Genomic DNA, 16,272 nt, shown 5'->3' on the forward strand with positions numbered 1-16,272 from the left:
TTTGATTCAGTTGGGAGTTACTTCGACGCTGCCGGGGCGGTCTTGGCTGAGGCCTTGGCAGTCGCAGCGGCAGGCTGGCCCGCGCCGTGCTGGTGGTCTAGGGCGGCCTTGACCAGCCCGGCGAACAGCGGGTGCGGGCGGGTGGGCCGTGAGCTGAGCTCCGGGTGCGCCTGGGTGGCCACGTAGTACGGGTGGACTTCGCGGGGAAGCTCCACGTACTCGACCAGCTTGCCGTCCGGTGAGGTTCCGGAGAACACCAGGCCCTCGGCGGCGATCTGCTCGCGGTACTTGTTGTTGACCTCGTAGCGGTGCCGGTGGCGTTCGCTGACCTTCGTGGTGCCGTAGGTCTCGGCGATAACGGAGCCCTCGTCCAGCTTGGCTTCGTACAAGCCCAGGCGCATGGTGCCGCCCAGGTCGCCCTTGCCGTCGACGATGTCGAGCTGCTCTTCCATCGTTGCGATAACCGGGTACTTGGAGTCCGGCTCGAATTCGGAGGACGACGCGCCCTCGAGGCCGACCACGTTGCGGGCGTACTCAATGACCATGCACTGCAGGCCCAGGCACAGGCCCAGGACCGGGAGCCTGGTTTCGCGGGCGTACTTCAGGGCGCCGAGCTTGCCCTCGAGGCCGCGAATGCCGAAGCCGCCGGGAACGCAGATCGCGTCCACACCGTCCAGAGACTTGACCGCACCCTCGTGGGTTTCGCATTCGTCCGAGGGGACCCAGCGGATCTTGACCTTGGTGTTGTTCGCGAAGCCGCCCGCGCGCAGCGCCTCGGTCACGGAAAGGTAGGCGTCCGGCAGGTCGATGTACTTGCCGACGAGGGCGATCTCCACCTCGTGCTTGGGGTTATGCACAGCATCGAGGAGCTTGTCCCAGCTGGTCCAGTCGACGTCCTTGAACGGCAGGTCGAGGGCGCGGACGATGTAGGAGTCCAGGCCCTGGGAGTGCAGCGTCTTGGGGATGTCGTAGATGCTCGGTGCGTCCGGGCAGCCGATCACGGCGTCGATGTCGACGTCGCACATCCGGCCGATCTTCTCGCGCATGGCCTGCGGAACCTCACGGTCCGAACGGATCACGATCGCCTCGGGCTGGATGCCGATAGAACGCAACGCGGCAACGGAGTGCTGCGTCGGCTTGGTCTTGAGCTCCTGCGAGGGGCCGATGTACGGCACCAGCGAGACATGCAGGAAAAACACGTTGTTCCGGCCCACGTCTTGGCGGACCTGGCGGGCAGACTCGAGGAACGGCTGGGATTCGATGTCGCCGACGGTGCCGCCGATTTCGGTGATGATAACGTCCGGGGCGTTCTTGCCCTCGGCGGGCAGCCGCATCCGGCGCTTGATTTCATCCGTGATGTGCGGGATGACCTGCACGGTGTCGCCGAGGTACTCGCCACGGCGTTCCTTGGCGATGACCGTGGAGTACACCTGGCCGGTCGTGACGTTGGCCGAGCCCTCGAGGTTTTCGTCGAGGAAGCGCTCGTAGTGGCCGATGTCGAGGTCCGTCTCGGCGCCGTCGTCGGTCACGAAGACTTCGCCGTGCTGGAAGGGGTTCATCGTGCCCGGATCCACGTTCAGATAGGGATCGAGCTTTTGCATTGTTACAGACAGGCCGCGTGCCCGCAGGAGGTGACCGAGGCTCGAAGCCGTCAGTCCCTTACCGAGCGAGGACGCCACACCACCGGTTACGAAGATGTGTTTGGTCGTCTTGGACGAGCCCGGGAACCGGGAATTTACACGGGAATTTGATCGCTGCACCACGGAGTTCGAGCCTATCATCAATTCGGTCTTCCTAGGGTCGGTAAAACGCCGTTGTGATGGTCATCCCAGTCCCGGCGCGGCGACCGGAACTGTCAGGCGCGTTGCGGCAACAGCCGCGCGTCATCCAGCAACTCCTGGGCGTGAGCCCGCGCCGATTCGGAATCTTCCTGGCCGGCCAGCATGCGGGCCAGTTCACGGACGCGTTCCGCCTCGTCAAGGAGCTGGACGTCGCTGGAGGTGAAGCCCGTGGCCGTCGCGCCGTCGGCCCCGCGGACCGAGGTCTTGGTGACCCGGATGTGCTGGTCGGCGAAGGCCGCCACCTGCGGCAGGTGGGTGACCACCAGCACCTGGACATGCCGGGCGAGCATGGCCAGCCGGCGGCCGATTTCGACGGCGGCACGGCCGCCGACGCCGGCGTCGACCTCGTCGAAGACGAAGGTCGGCACGGGGTCGACCGCAGCCAGCACTACTTCGATGGCGAGCATCACGCGGGAGAGTTCACCGCCGGAGGCGCCCTTGCCCAGCGGCCGGGCCGGCGCGCCGGAGTGCGGCTGGAGCAGGAAGGAAATCTCGTCCGTACCGAACGGGCCCAGCTGCTCACCGGGGTCCACGTTGATCACCAGTGTGGCGTCGGCCATGGCAAGGGCCGTCAGCTCGGCGCTGACGCGGGCGGACAGGTCCTTGGCGGCCTTCTTCCGTGCCTTGCTGATGGCGGCGGCCTGCTTGCGGAGATCGGCCTCGGCGCGGACGACGTCGGCGTCCAGCGCCTCGATCCGGGTGGAGTCGTCCTGGAGCTCCTCGAACCGTGCCCGGGCCTGCTCCGCCCAGGCCAGCACCTCGTCGATGCTGGGAGCATACTTGCGCACCAGTTTGGCCAGGGCGGCGCGGCGGTCCTCGATTTCGGCGAGGCGTTCCGGGCCCTCCGTGTCGAGGGAGGCCTGGTAGCTGGCCAGCTCCGCGGCGATGTCGTTGAGCAGGAAGCCCACCTCCGCCAGCCGGGCGGCGGCGGAGCCGAGTTCCCCGTCGTGTTCGGCCACGTGCTCCAGGGTGCGTTTCGCGGCGTCCACCAATGTGGTTGCGTCGGCTTCTTCGCCGAAGTCCTCGGAAATGAGGGCCTGGTGCGCGGTGCTGGCGGCGATCCGGAGCTCTTCGACGTTGGCAAGCTTGACTGCCTCGGCCTTGAGAGACTCGTCCTCGCCGGGCTGCGGATCGACGGCGTCGATCTCGGCCAGCGCGGCCTCGAGGGATTCCGCCTCGCGCAGCCGTTCGCGGGCGGCGCTGCGGAGTTCGTCCAGCTCGGCCTGGCTGGCCTTCCAGTGCCCGTGCAGCTCCTGGTAGGCGGCCAGGGAACCGGCGAGCGACTCCCCCGCGAACTTATCCAGGGCCTCGCGCTGGGCCACCGGGCTCTTGAGCCGGATCTGGTCGGACTGTCCGTGGACCACCACCAGCGTCCCGCCGATCTCGGCGAGGACGCCGACCGGCACGGTGCGGCCGCCGAGGTAGGCGCGGCTGCGCCCGTCGGCACCGACGCTGCGGGCGAGCAGCAGCTCGGCGCCCCCGTCGAACTCCTCGACCTCTGCCCCGGCCTCGCGGGCACGGCAAACCGCGGCGTGGCCGGCGTCGAGCTTGAGGACTGCCTCGGCCGAGGCGCTCTTCGCACCGCTGCGGACGGCGCCGGCGTCGGACCTTGCGCCGAGCAGGAGGCCGACGGCGGTGACCACCATGGTCTTGCCGGCGCCGGTCTCGCCGGTCACTACGCTCAGGCCGGGGCCCAGCGGGAGCGTCGCGTCGGTGATGACGCCGAGGTCGCGGATTCTCAGTTCTTCAAGCATGGGTCACTTCGCAGTCGATGGATCGGTGGGTGCGCCAGGGGCCGCGTGCTGCGGTTCTACCTGCGGCGGCGTTGGCAGGGGCGGCATGGGCCGCGGGGTGCGCACCACCGGCAGGGGTCCGGTGTGGATGGCCTCGGGCTGCGGAACGGGGCCGCGCCAGCCCTGGATGGGAAGTTCGAACTTACGGACCAGCCGCCCGGAGAACGGGGTCTGGTGGGTGCGCGCGAGCCGGACCGGGGTGGCCGAGCGGGTGACTTCCACGCGGGCGCCCGGCGGCAGGTCCACGGAGCGCCGGCCGTCGCACCACAACACACCCTGCGCGTCGGTGCGGTTCAGGATTTCGACGGCAAGCCGGGACCTGGGCGAGACCACAAGCGGCTTGGCGAAGAGCGCGTGCGCGCTGATGGGCACGATCAGCAGCGCCTCCACTTCCGGCCACACCACCGGGCCGCCGGCGGAAAAGGCGTAGGCGGTGGATCCGGTGGGGGTGGCAAGGACAACGCCGTCGCAGCCGAAGGACGTCAGCGGACGTTCGTCGACTTCTGTGACCACCTCGAGCATCCGTTCCCGGTTGCCCTTCTCGATGGCGGCTTCGTTGAGCGCCCAGGTGTGCCAGATCTTCTGGCCGCGGACCCACACCTGAACGTCGATGGTCATCCGCTCCTCCACCGTGTACTGGCGGCTGGCGATCCACTCCACGGTCTGGGCAAGGTCCGCCCGCTCGCTTTCGGCGAGGAATCCGACGTGGCCGAGGTTGACGCCCAGCAGCGGCACGTCGACCTCCCGGACCAGTTCTGCGGCGCGCAGGATGGTGCCGTCGCCGCCGAGCACCATCACGAGCTCGACGTCGGGAAGTTTGACGTGGTCATGCAGCACCTCAACGGGCTGGTCCAGCCGCCCGTAGAACCGGACCATGTCGCCGAGTTCGGATTTCTGCATCACGGGGACGATCCCGGAGGCATGCAGCTGGGCGCACGCTTCCCAGGCGGCCTTGAGGGATTCCTCGCGGCCGGTGTGGGCAAGGATGAGGACACGCCTGCTCATCGGGTTCCGCCTTCTAGTGCTTCTCGTGCTGCTTGTGCTTTCAGTACTACGGCCAGATTGTTCCGAGTAACGCAGCAACGGCTGCGTCCCGCTCTTCGATCTTAGGCAGGTCTGCCCGGTTTCCGCGTTTTATCCACAGGAAGTACTCGACGTTTCCGTCCTGGCCCGGCAGCGGGCTCTGCGCCAGGCCCTCCAATTCCAGGCCCGCGTCCATCGCCGCGGCTGCGACCTTGGCAACCGCCATCCGGCGTTCCCGCTCGGAGGTGACCACCCCGGTGCGGCCCAGGCGGTCCTTGCCGATCTCGAACTGCGGCTTGACCATCAGGACCAGGTCTCCGCCGGTCGCGGTGCACGCCGCCAGCGGCGCCACTACGAGGGTTAACGAGATGAAGGACAGGTCCGCCACCGTCAGCGCCGCAGGGCCGCCAATCACATCCGGGGTGATGTAGCGGACATTGAGGCCCTCATGGACCGAGACCCGGGCATCGTTGCGGATCTGCGGCACCAGCTGGTCATGCCCGACGTCGACGGCCACCACGTGCGCGGCGCCACGCCGGAGCAACACCTCGGTGAAGCCTCCGGTAGAGGCTCCGGCATCGAGGCAGCGTTTGCCGGCAACCGCGACCGCGGGAAAGGCGTCCAGGGCGCCGGCGAGTTTGTGGGCCGCACGGCTGACGTAGTCGTCCTCGCTCGTAGTGGCGACATCCAGGGCCATGCCGTCCTGGACCTGCAAGGAAGCCTTGGCCAGCACCTCCCCCGCCGAGCTGACTTTGCCTTCGCTAATCAGGCGCGCGGCGTGGGTGCGGGACCTCGCCAGCCCGCGGCTGACGAGGGCCTGGTCGAGCCTGGTCATCGTGGGGTGTCCCCCGCTCCCTGTCCAGCCACGTCCTCGTTGAGGGCCGCGGCCAGCTCGTCGTGCAGGCCGGCGTAGACCTCGCCGTGGGACGCGACCGGCAGCTCCGGCACGTCGCCAAGGCGGAGCAGCAGTGCGTCGACGGCGGGGTCGCCGGCCGCGGGGTCGACCGCGGGTGCCGGCCAGTCGATCCGCGCTTCAGCGCGGTCGGGGCTATCCGGCTGGGCGTCGGTGGAGGGGTTCAGCTCGGTCATGCTCTCCAGTCTAGTGATCCAGCCATTCCAGGCTCGGTGCCTTGGCGATGGGTTCCTCCGGGTTCGCGGCCCACCAGGCGGCACAAGCCGCACGCCACGAATCGATGTCCGCGGGATCCCCGTTGACGCGCAGGCTTGTACCGAGCACCTCGGCCGAGGCGCCGCCGCAGCGGTAGCGCCCGCCGCCGTCGTCCTCCACCGCCGGGTAGGGCTGGTAAAGATCGGTGAGGTCATTGATCAGGAACGTGGGCCGTTCCATGGTGCGGGCGGCGAGGATGGATTCCCGCGTGTCGACGCCCGTCAGCACGGCGACGGTGGCGAAGCCTGCGTTGTTGCCGCCGAGAATATCGGTATCCAGCCGGTCGCCGACCACCAGGGGACGGTCGGCGGCCAGCCGCTTAGCGGCGGCGTGGAACAGCGGGGCCTCGGGCTTGCCGGCCACCAGCGGCTGACGGCCGGTGGCGGCAGCGACGGCGGCCACCAGGGTGCCGTTGCCGGGCGCCATGCCGCGCGCCTGCGGAATGGACATGTCCGTGTTGGTGGCCACCCACAGGGCGCCGGCCGCGACGACATAGGACGCCTCCGCGAGGTCCTTCCAGCCCACCTCGGGGTGGAAGCCCTGCACGACCGCGACTGGGTCTTCTGCCTCGGTGCGGACCGGTACCAGGCCCACGAGCTCGACCTCGCGGGCGAGTGCCTCGCCGCCGGTGATCAGGACGCGGGCACCGGCGGGCAACATGGAAGCGAGCAGCTCGGCCGCCGCCTGGGAGGAGCTCACCACCTGCTGATCCTCGGCGGGGGCGCCGAGCTCGCGCAGGTGCTGCGCTACCTCGGCGGGCGACCGCGAGGCATTGTTCGTCACGTAGCCCAGCCCGACGCCGACGCCGGCGAGGCGCTGAAGCGACTCCACGGCGCCGGGAATGGCCTGCGGGCCGGCGTAAACGACGCCGTCCAAATCGGCCAGGAGCGCGTCGAACCGGGAAATGAGGTGAGCTTCGGCCATGGTTGCCTAGTCCTCGCCGCGTTCCGGCACGCGGGACTCTTCATTGTGGGCGTCTCCACTTTCCGCGTCGCCGGCCTCGAGTTCGTCCGCTTCAACGGAATCTTCGTCGGATTCGGCGTCGTCGGACTCGAAGAAGTCCGGCTCTTCGTCGTCGGAGCCGGCCTCAAGCTCGTGAGCAGCGGACTGGGGTGCCGCGTCCTCCGGGAGCCCGGCTACCGCTTCGGCGCTGGCGGCGCGCGGTACGCGCTCACCCGCGGCCCCCTCGGCCTGCTCCGCGGACTGCTGGTGCAGGGTCCGGCGGCGCCGCTGTTCCTCGCGGGCTTCCTCTTCCTCGTCCCAGCCGAGGTCGATGATATCCGGCTCCTCGTCGATGCCCAGGCCGAGGGCGTTTTCGGCGACGACGGCCTGGCGCTGCCACTTCGCGGCTTCGGTTTCGCGGCCGACCGCGGTCAAGGCATCGGCGTAGGCTCGGAAAAGCCGGGGGCTGTAGGAGAAGGCGCGGTTGATGTCCAGCTGCGCGATTTCCAGCTCGGAGACGGCGGCGTCGAGCTGGCCCAGGTCGGTGCGGGCGCCGGCGGCGACGATTGCGAGCTCCACCTTGCCGGGAGCGTCAAGGTCCTTGGCTTCTTCGGAGCGGGCCATGTCCAGTGCCCGGTCAGGGCGGCCCAGGCCGCGTTCGCAGTCCGCCATCACCGGGAGGTGCATGTTGGATCCGCTGATCCGGCGGTAGGTCCGGAATTCGCGCAACGCTTCGCCGTAGTGTCCCGCCGCATAGGCGGTCAGGCCGACGGCTTCGCGGACCGCTGCGAGGCGGCCACCTCGGCGGCTGGCGGCAAGGGCGTGCTGGAAGGCGAGTTCCGGCTCGTCGTCGATGAGGCGGCCGGCCATGACGAGGTGGCGTGCAACCCACTCGGCGCTGTTGTCTTCAAGGGTCTTGATCTGGTGCTGCGTGGCGCGGTCCAGTTCCTTGCCCGTGACGTCCTCATCGATCTGGGGTGAACGCTCGCGGTCCGGTCGGTTGGCACTGCGCAGGTCCCTGGCGTTCGGTTCGCGGACGGGACGATCCTCGGCGCGGTCGCGGCCGAACTGTCGGGGACCTGAGTCGCCGCGGTCGAAGCTGCGGGCCGGACGGTCCTCGCGGTTGCCGAAGGGCTTGCGGTTGTCGCCCCCGCTGAACGGCTTACGATCACGATCGCCACCGAAGCTCCGATGCTCGCCGCCCTCACGCGACGGACGATCACCAAACGGCTTACGGTCACGATCGCCACCACCACTGAACGGCTTACGATCACGATCGCCACCACCACTGAACGGCTTACGATCACGATCGCCACCACCACTGAACGGCTTACGATCACGATCGCCACCACCACTGAACGGCTTACGATCACGATCGCCACCACCACTGAACGGCTTACGATCACGATCGCCACCGAAGCTCCGACGCTCGCCGCCCTCACGCGACGGACGATCACCAAACGGCTTACGATCACGGTCACCGCCACCACTGAACGGCTTACGATCACGATCGCCACCACCACTGAACGGCTTACGATCACGATCGCCACCACCACTGAACGGCTTACGATCACGATCGCCACCACCACTGAACGGCTTACGATCACGATCGCCACCACCACTGAACGGCTTACGATCACCTTCGCGAGACGGACGATCACCAAACGGCTTGCGATCCCGGTCGTTGAAGGACGGGCGCGATCCGTCCGAACGGTCATCCCTGGCGCGGAAACCGCGCGGGGCTCCGCCGGAGTTGTTCGCGCCGCGGAAACCCCCGCCGCCGGAATTCCGTCCGCCGCCGAAGTTGCCGCGGTCGTTGCCGCCGCGGTTGCCATCGTTGTGCTCAGCCATGTTGGATTCCTCCTGTTATGAGCTGACCACTGGCGCAATCGCAGCCGCTCTGTTTCCGTGTTTCGTTCGCTACGCAACCCGAAATCAAGCGCTTCGAAGTCCGTACATCTCAATCAATTCTAGGCGAGTCGCTCCCGCCCGGCTAACGGCGGCGGGCATTTGGGCGCCGCGGTGTCAAGTCTCACAGGACGGTCCGACCGCCACTCGTTAGCAGTCCATCTCGACGCCTGCCTCGAAGGTTTCGGCGGATCGTGTTTTGGGTGTTAAATGGCGCAGGCCCCGACATTGTGTGTCGGGGCCTGGCTGTAATGGTTGTCCGGCGGTGACCTACTCTCCCACACCCTCCCGGGTGCAGTACCATCGGCGCTGTGGGTCTTAGCTTCCGGGTTCGGAATGGGACCGGGCGTTTCCCCCACGCTATGACCGCCGTAACCCTGTGTCCGCACCCTGGGGGCTGTGAGAGCCGTTCCCTGGGTGGGAAATCTGGTGGTTACAACATCTGTGGTGTTGTATTCAGTTGTTTTGGTTCCTTAGCAACGGGTTTGTTGTTTGGGAACCACATAGTGGACGCAAGCGTATCTTGTTTCTTTGTACCCTCTTCCATGGTGTGAACGTCTTTTGAATCCGTTCACGGAAGGGGGTGTGTGGTGTAAGTTATCGGCCTATTAGTACCGGTCAGCTTCACGAGTCGTTAGTCCTCGCTTCCACATCCGGCCTATCAACCCAGTGGTCTGGCTGGGGGCCTCTCACACACAAGGTGTATGGAAATCTCATCTCGAAGCGAGCTTCCCGCTTAGATGCTTTCAGCGGTTATCCCATCCGAACGTAGCTAATCAGCGGTGCACTTGGCAGTACAACTGACACACCAGAGGTTCGTCCGTCCCGGTCCTCTCGTACTAAGGACAGCCCTTCTCAAATTTCCTGCGCGCGCAGCGGATAGGGACCGAACTGTCTCACGACGTTCTAAACCCAGCTCGCGTACCGCTTTAATGGGCGAACAGCCCAACCCTTGGGACCTACTCCAGCCCCAGGATGCGACGAGCCGACATCGAGGTGCCAAACCATGCCGTCGATATGGACTCTTGGGCAAGATCAGCCTGTTATCCCCGAGGTACCTTTTATCCGTTGAGCGACGGCCATTCCACAATGTACCGCCGGATCACTAGTCCCGACTTTCGTCCCTGCTCGAGATGTCTCTCTCACAGTCAAGCTCCCTTGTGCACTTACACTCGACACCTGATTGCCAACCAGGCTGAGGGAACCTTTGGGCGCCTCCGTTACTTTTTAGGAGGCAACCGCCCCAGTTAAACTACCCATCAGGCACTGTCCCTGACCCGGATTACGGGCCGAAGTTAGATGTCCAAAGTGACCAGAGTGGTATTTCAACGATGACTCCACCCGAACTGGCGTCCGGGCTTCAACGTCTCCCACCTATCCTACACAAGCCACTCCGAACACCAATACCAAACTATAGTAAAGGTCTCGGGGTCTTTCCGTCCTGCTGCGCGTAACGAGCATCTTTACTCGTACTGCAATTTCGCCGAGTTTATGGTTGAGACAGCGGGGAAGTCGTTACTCCATTCGTGCAGGTCGGAACTTACCCGACAAGGAATTTCGCTACCTTAGGATGGTTATAGTTACCACCGCCGTTTACTGGGGCTTAAATTCTCAGCTTCGCCTTGCGGCTAACCGGTCCTCTTAACCTTCCAGCACCGGGCAGGAGTCAGTCCGTATACATCGTCTTGCGACTTCGCACGGACCTGTGTTTTTAGTAAACAGTCGCTTCCCCCTGGTCTCTGCGGCCCCTGCACGCTCCGGACAGCTAGTGTCCATCACGATAGGGGCCCCCCTTCTCCCGAAGTTACGGGGGCATTTTGCCGAGTTCCTTAACCATAATTCTCTCGATCGCCTTAGTATTCTCTACCTGATCACCTGTGTCGGTTTGGGGTACGGGCGGCTAAAACCTCGCGTCGATGCTTTTCTAGGCAGCATAGGATCACCGAATCCCCCCATACGGGGGTCCCGTCGGGTCTCAGGCATCATGAACGGCGGATTTGCCTACCGTTCGCCCTACATCCTTAGACCGGGACAACCATCGCCCGGCTCGGCTACCTTCCTGCGTCACACCTGTTAATACGCTTGCCTCCCAGGATCAGGTCCCGCGCTCCACCAAAACCCTTCACCCACAAGGGGTGTCGGGCAGGTCTCGGGCGGTTAGTATCCCCTGTTCAGCATGGGCGGTTTTTCGCCGGTACGGGAATATCAACCCGTTGTCCATCGACTACGCCTGTCGGCCTCGCCTTAGGTCCCGACTTACCCAGGGCAGATTAGCTTGACCCTGGAACCCTTGATCATTCGGCGGACGGGTTTCTCACCCGTCTTTCGCTACTCATGCCTGCATTCTCACTCGTGTAGGCTCCACCGCTGGTTTCCACCGCGACTTCACTGCCCACACGACGCTCCCCTACCCATCCAGACGCCTGAACCACAAGGGCTTAGCTAATATCTGAATGCCACAACTTCGGCGGTGTACTTGAGCCCCGCTACATTGTCGGCGCGGAATCACTTGACCAGTGAGCTATTACGCACTCTTTTAAGGATGGCTGCTTCTAAGCCAACCTCCTGGTTGTCTTCGCAACTCCACATCCTTTCCCACTTAGCACACGCTTAGGGGCCTTAGTTGGTGGTCTGGGCTGTTTCCCTCTCGACTATGAAGCTTATCCCCCACAGTCTCACTGCTGCGCTCTCACTTACCGGCATTCGGAGTTTGGCTGACGTCAGTAACCTTGTAGGGCCCATTAGCCATCCAGTAGCTCTACCTCCGGTAAGAAACACGCAACGCTGCACCTAAATGCATTTCGGGGAGAACCAGCTATCACGAAGTTTGATTGGCCTTTCACCCCTACCCACAGCTCATCCCCTCCATTTTCAACTGAAGTGGGTTCGGTCCTCCACGACGTCTTACCGTCGCTTCAACCTGGCCATGGGTAGATCACTTCGCTTCGGGTCTAGATCACGCCACTGCAACGCCCTGTTCAGACTCGCTTTCGCTACGGCTTCCCCACACGGGTTAACCTCGCGACGTAACACTAACTCGCAGGCTCATTCTTCAAAAGGCACGCCGTCACCCCTACACAGCAAGCTGCGGAGGCTCCGACGGATTGTAAGCACACGGTTTCAGGTACTGTTTCACTCCCCTCCCGGGGTACTTTTCACCTTTCCCTCACGGTACTGGTCCGCTATCGGTCATTAGGGAGTATTTAGGCTTATCAGGTGGTCCTGACAGATTCGCACGGGATTTCTCGGGCCCCGTGCTACTTGGGATACTTCCCAGGCGGCACACTACATTTCGGTTACGGGGCTCACACCCTCTCTGGCCGGCCTTTCAAGACCGTTCACCTATGCACATGCTCTCACCCCACTGTCCCGGCAGAGACAGAACGGAAAGTCCCACAACCCCGACCATGCAACGCCCGCCGGCTATCACACATGGAACGGTTTAGCCTGATCCGCGTTCGCTCGCCACTACTGACGGAATCACTATTGTTTTCTCTTCCTGCGGGTACTGAGATGTTTCACTTCCCCGCGTTCCCTCCACGCACCCTATGTGTTCAGATGCGGGTCACCAGATCACTCGCGCGTCTGGCGGGGTTTCCCCATTCGGACACCCTGGGATCACAGTCCGGTTATCGACTCCCCCAGGCTTATCGCAGATTCCTACGTCCTTCTTCGGCTCCTAATGCCAAGGCATCCACCGTGTGCTCTTAAAAACTTGACCACAAAAGATCAAGGAGTAATTTCGAGAGAACCACAGAAACCACCCCCACACCCAAAGGCGCAAGGACAGATCCAGGTTCATATTCTTGGAAATTGCTTCTTATAAAAGATGCTCGCGTCCACTATGTAGTTCTCAAACAACAACCCCGTACCACACACCCCACACACATCACATGCGCGCTCGGTGCAGCCAGGAAACCAGAAACACAAGCCCCGGAAAGGAAAACCCTCCCGGTCCTGTTGTCTCAGGACCCAACAGTGTGCCAAACACTACCCAACGGTTCATTCCGGCGAGCGTTCCAGGACAGGGACCCCGAAAGGACCCATCCGTACTTGCTGCCGGCCTGTGCCGCCAGGCACCTATTCGTTGATATTCCACCCGTGAGCACCCGCCGCAGAACTTACGTCTGCGCAACGGGCGTACTCCTGACAACCCCGACACACAGGCATAACGCCCGGCACGGTGATTGTAGGTGCTCCTTAGAAAGGAGGTGATCCAGCCGCACCTTCCGGTACGGCTACCTTGTTACGACTTAGTCCCAATCGCCAGTCCCACCTTCGACAGCTCCCTCCCACAAGGGGTTAGGCCACCGGCTTCGGGTGTTACCAACTTTCGTGACTTGACGGGCGGTGTGTACAAGGCCCGGGAACGTATTCACCGCAGCGTTGCTGATCTGCGATTACTAGCGACTCCGACTTCATGGGGTCGAGTTGCAGACCCCAATCCGAACTGAGACCGGCTTTTTGGGATTAGCTCCACCTCACAGTATCGCAACCCTTTGTACCGGCCATTGTAGCATGCGTGAAGCCCAAGACATAAGGGGCATGATGATTTGACGTCGTCCCCACCTTCCTCCGAGTTGACCCCGGCAGTCTCCCATGAGTCCCCGCCATTACGCGCTGGCAACATGGAACGAGGGTTGCGCTCGTTGCGGGACTTAACCCAACATCTCACGACACGAGCTGACGACAACCATGCACCACCTGTGAACCGGCCCCAAAGGGGAAGGACTGTTTCCAGCCCGGTCCGGCCCATGTCAAGCCTTGGTAAGGTTCTTCGCGTTGCATCGAATTAATCCGCATGCTCCGCCGCTTGTGCGGGCCCCCGTCAATTCCTTTGAGTTTTAGCCTTGCGGCCGTACTCCCCAGGCGGGGCACTTAATGCGTTAGCTACGGCGCGGAAAACGTGGAATGTCCCCCACACCTAGTGCCCAACGTTTACGGCATGGACTACCAGGGTATCTAATCCTGTTCGCTCCCCATGCTTTCGCTCCTCAGCGTCAGTTAATGCCCAGAGACCTGCCTTCGCCATCGGTGTTCCTCCTGATATCTGCGCATTTCACCGCTACACCAGGAATTCCAGTCTCCCCTACATCACTCTAGTCTGCCCGTACCCACCGCAGATCCGGAGTTGAGCCCCGGACTTTCACGGCAGACGCGACAAACCGCCTACGAGCTCTTTACGCCCAATAATTCCGGATAACGCTTGCGCCCTACGTATTACCGCGGCTGCTGGCACGTAGTTAGCCGGCGCTTCTTCTGCAGGTACCGTCACTTTCGCTTCTTCCCTACTGAAAGAGGTTTACAACCCGAAGGCCGTCATCCCTCACGCGGCGTCGCTGCATCAGGCTTGCGCCCATTGTGCAATATTCCCCACTGCTGCCTCCCGTAGGAGTCTGGGCCGTGTCTCAGTCCCAGTGTGGCCGGTCACCCTCTCAGGCCGGCTACCCGTCGTCGCCTTGGTGAGCCATTACCTCACCAACAAGCTGATAGGCCGCGAGTCCATCCAAAACCACAAAAAAGCTTTCCACCCCCCACCATGCGATGAGGAGTCATATCCGGTATTAGACCCAGTTTCCCAGGCTTATCCCAGAGTTAAGGGCAGGTTACTCACGTGTTACTCACCCGTTCGCCACTAATCCCCCAGCAAGCTGGGATCATCGTTCGACTTGCATGTGTTAAGCACGCCGCCAGCGTTCATCCTGAGCCAGGATCAAACTCTCCGTTGAAGTAAAACAGACACAACCAGGAACCACGGGAAAACGCGGAAACCCGGTTGCACAAAATTTGAAACCAGCTAAAAACACCAGACCACACCACGGGGTGGCGGATCCGGCACAATCAACCAATTCAATACAAAAAATTGGTATCAACAAACTTGGCACACTATTGAGTTCTCAAACAACAGACACATTCGAATATTTGCCGAAACAATTCATTTAGTGAATTTATTTGTCTCGCTTTTCTTCGCTGCGATGTATTTAGCTTATTTCATTCATTTCCACTTTGCAAACCCGGAAGTTCTTCCGGAATTCACCTCGTGGAGGCGAATCCGCCCAGCAAGATTCGAAGCAATTTCGATTTCCCGCGGCGAGCGCCGGAAGAATTGCTTCTCTTGTTGGGGGGTTTGTCACCACTCAGCGGCGGCGACTCAGAAAACAATACACGCTCCTCTCCGGCCGTGCAAATCGGCTGGAGAGGAGCGTGCGGGAAGGGTCGCCGGCGGTCCGGCAGGCAGCGGGTGCGGGCTAGACGCCGGAAACCTCGACCGTCGCCAGGTTCTTCTTGCCGCGGCGCAGCAGCAGGAACCGGCCGTGCAGGAGCTCCCCCGGCGCGATGACGGCGTCGGGGTCCGAGATCTTGGTGTTGTTCACGTAGGCGCCTCCCTCTCCGACAGTCCGCCGGGCCGCGGACTTGCTTTCGGACAGCCCGGTGGCCACCAGTAGGTCGATGATGCCGAGGCCGGAGCCATCCACAGTGGCAGAGGGCAGCTCCGCCGTGGCGGCCTGCAGGCTCGCAGCATCAAGGACCGTCAGGTCTCCCCCGCCAAACACGGCAGCCGAGGCCGCAATGACTTTCTCCGTCGCCTCCACGCCGTGCACCAGCGAGGTCACCTCGTACGCGAGTTTGCGCTGGCCTTCGCGGGCGAACGGCCGCTCGGCGACCGAGGTTTCAAGGGCTTCGATCTCGGCCCGGCTGAGGAAGGTGAAGACCTTGAGCCGGGCCGCGACGTCCGCGTCGGCAGTGTTGAGCCAGAACTGGTAGAAGGCGTAGGGGCTGCACATGTCGGCGTCCAGCCAGATCGCGTTGCCCTCGCTCTTACCGAATTTGGTGCCGTCCGAGTTGGTGATCAGCGGCGTGCCCAGTGCGTGGACGTGCTTGCCCTCCACCTTGCGGATCAGGTCCGTGCCGCTGGTGAGGTTGCCCCACTGGTCCGAGCCGCCGGTCTGCAGGACGCAGCCGTAGTCGCGGAACAGCTGCAGGTAGTCCATGCCCTGCAGGATCTGGTAGCTGAACTCGGTGTAGCTGATACCCTCGTCGGAATTCAGGCGGGTGGCCACAATGTCTTTTTTGATCATCGTGCCGACGCGGAAGTGCTTCCCGATGCCGCGCAGGAAATCGATGGCGCTCAGCGGCGCGGTCCAGTCGAGGTTGTTCACCATCCGGGCCGCGTTCTCGCCGTCGAAACTGAGGAAGCGCTGGACCTGTCCCTGTAGCCTGCCGACCCATTCCGCCACCGTCTCCGGGGTGTTGAGCACGCGCTCGGCGGTCTGCCGCGGGTCTCCGATCAGCCCGGTGGAACCTCCCACCAGGCCCAGGGGCTTGTGCCCGGCCAGCTGGAGCCGGCGCATCAGCAGCAGTTGCACGAGGTTTCCGAGGTGCAGGCTGGGCGCGGTGGGGTCGAAGCCGCAGTAGTACGTCACGGGGTCGCCGGCGAGCAGTTTCTCCAGCTCGGCCTCATCCGTGGACACGTGGACAAGACCGCGCCACTTCAGCTCCTGCCAAATGTTGGCGAAGCCGGGGTCGTTCTGCTGGGACTGAAGATCATTTAGCTGGGACACGGAATCTAAGTTAGCAGGAACGCCGGGGCTGGACG

General features: G+C 63.4%; 8 protein-coding genes and 3 rRNA genes. All 11 read right to left on the reverse strand.

Annotated features, from left to right (window positions below; genetic code table 11):
- Positions 1-17 precede the first annotated feature (17 nt).
- Positions 18-1,781, reverse strand: a complete 1,764-nt coding sequence (locus ACZ5Z0_RS03370) for a CTP synthase (RefSeq protein ID WP_464110700.1) — start codon at positions 1,779-1,781, stop codon at positions 18-20.
- 74 nt (positions 1,782-1,855) lie between these two features.
- Positions 1,856-3,595, reverse strand: a complete 1,740-nt coding sequence (gene recN / locus ACZ5Z0_RS03375; RefSeq protein ID WP_464109882.1) for a DNA repair protein RecN — start codon at positions 3,593-3,595, stop codon at positions 1,856-1,858.
- Between the two features lie 3 nt (positions 3,596-3,598).
- Positions 3,599-4,639, reverse strand: coding sequence for an NAD kinase (locus tag ACZ5Z0_RS03380; RefSeq protein ID WP_464109883.1), 1,041 nt, complete (start codon positions 4,637-4,639; stop codon positions 3,599-3,601).
- A 46-nt stretch (positions 4,640-4,685) separates the two neighbouring features.
- Positions 4,686-5,492 carry a TlyA family RNA methyltransferase gene (locus tag ACZ5Z0_RS03385; protein WP_464109884.1) on the reverse strand — a complete coding sequence of 269 codons (807 nt, stop codon included), beginning with the start codon at positions 5,490-5,492 and terminating at the stop codon, positions 4,686-4,688.
- Positions 5,489-5,746 (reverse strand): hypothetical protein, encoded by a 258-nt coding sequence (locus ACZ5Z0_RS03390; RefSeq protein ID WP_464109885.1) that lies wholly within the window; start codon positions 5,744-5,746, stop codon positions 5,489-5,491. Before ACZ5Z0_RS03390 ends, ACZ5Z0_RS03385 begins: the two co-directional genes overlap by 4 nt.
- 10 nt (positions 5,747-5,756) lie before the next feature.
- Complete coding sequence (locus ACZ5Z0_RS03395; protein WP_464109886.1) at positions 5,757-6,749, reverse strand: HAD-IIA family hydrolase; 993 nt, start codon at positions 6,747-6,749, stop codon at positions 5,757-5,759.
- Positions 6,750-6,755: 6 nt separating this feature from the next.
- Complete coding sequence (locus ACZ5Z0_RS03400) at positions 6,756-8,618, reverse strand: tetratricopeptide repeat protein (RefSeq protein WP_464109887.1); 1,863 nt, start codon at positions 8,616-8,618, stop codon at positions 6,756-6,758.
- Between the two features lie 314 nt (positions 8,619-8,932).
- Positions 8,933-9,049: ribosomal RNA gene (rrf, locus tag ACZ5Z0_RS03405) — 5S ribosomal RNA — on the reverse strand.
- A 213-nt stretch (positions 9,050-9,262) separates the two neighbouring features.
- Positions 9,263-12,396, reverse strand: a 23S ribosomal RNA gene (locus ACZ5Z0_RS03410).
- 483 nt (positions 12,397-12,879) lie between these two features.
- Positions 12,880-14,404, reverse strand: a 16S ribosomal RNA gene (locus tag ACZ5Z0_RS03415).
- Together the 16S, 23S and 5S rRNA genes form the textbook arrangement of a ribosomal RNA operon.
- A gap of 519 nt (positions 14,405-14,923) precedes the next feature.
- Positions 14,924-16,237: a tyrosine--tRNA ligase gene (gene tyrS, locus ACZ5Z0_RS03420; protein WP_464109888.1), complete on the reverse strand. Its 1,314-nt coding sequence runs from the start codon at positions 16,235-16,237 to the stop codon at positions 14,924-14,926.
- Positions 16,238-16,272 lie beyond the last annotated feature (35 nt).

The organism is Arthrobacter sp. T2-23, assembly GCF_055398325.1.

Bases quoted from the DNA above. Each gene is read 5' to 3' on its own strand.
- ACZ5Z0_RS03370 (WP_464110700.1), bottom strand. From the start codon at position 1,781: ATGATAGGCTCGAACTCCGTGGTGCAGCGATCAAATTCCCGTGTAAAT.
- recN (WP_464109882.1), bottom strand. From the start codon at position 3,595: ATGCTTGAAGAACTGAGAATCCGCGACCTCGGCGTCATCACCGACGCG.
- ACZ5Z0_RS03380 (WP_464109883.1), bottom strand. From the start codon at position 4,639: ATGAGCAGGCGTGTCCTCATCCTTGCCCACACCGGCCGCGAGGAATCC.
- ACZ5Z0_RS03385 (WP_464109884.1), bottom strand. From the start codon at position 5,492: ATGACCAGGCTCGACCAGGCCCTCGTCAGCCGCGGGCTGGCGAGGTCC.
- ACZ5Z0_RS03390 (WP_464109885.1), bottom strand. From the start codon at position 5,746: ATGACCGAGCTGAACCCCTCCACCGACGCCCAGCCGGATAGCCCCGAC.
- ACZ5Z0_RS03395 (WP_464109886.1), bottom strand. From the start codon at position 6,749: ATGGCCGAAGCTCACCTCATTTCCCGGTTCGACGCGCTCCTGGCCGAT.
- ACZ5Z0_RS03400 (WP_464109887.1), bottom strand. From the start codon at position 8,618: ATGGCTGAGCACAACGATGGCAACCGCGGCGGCAACGACCGCGGCAAC.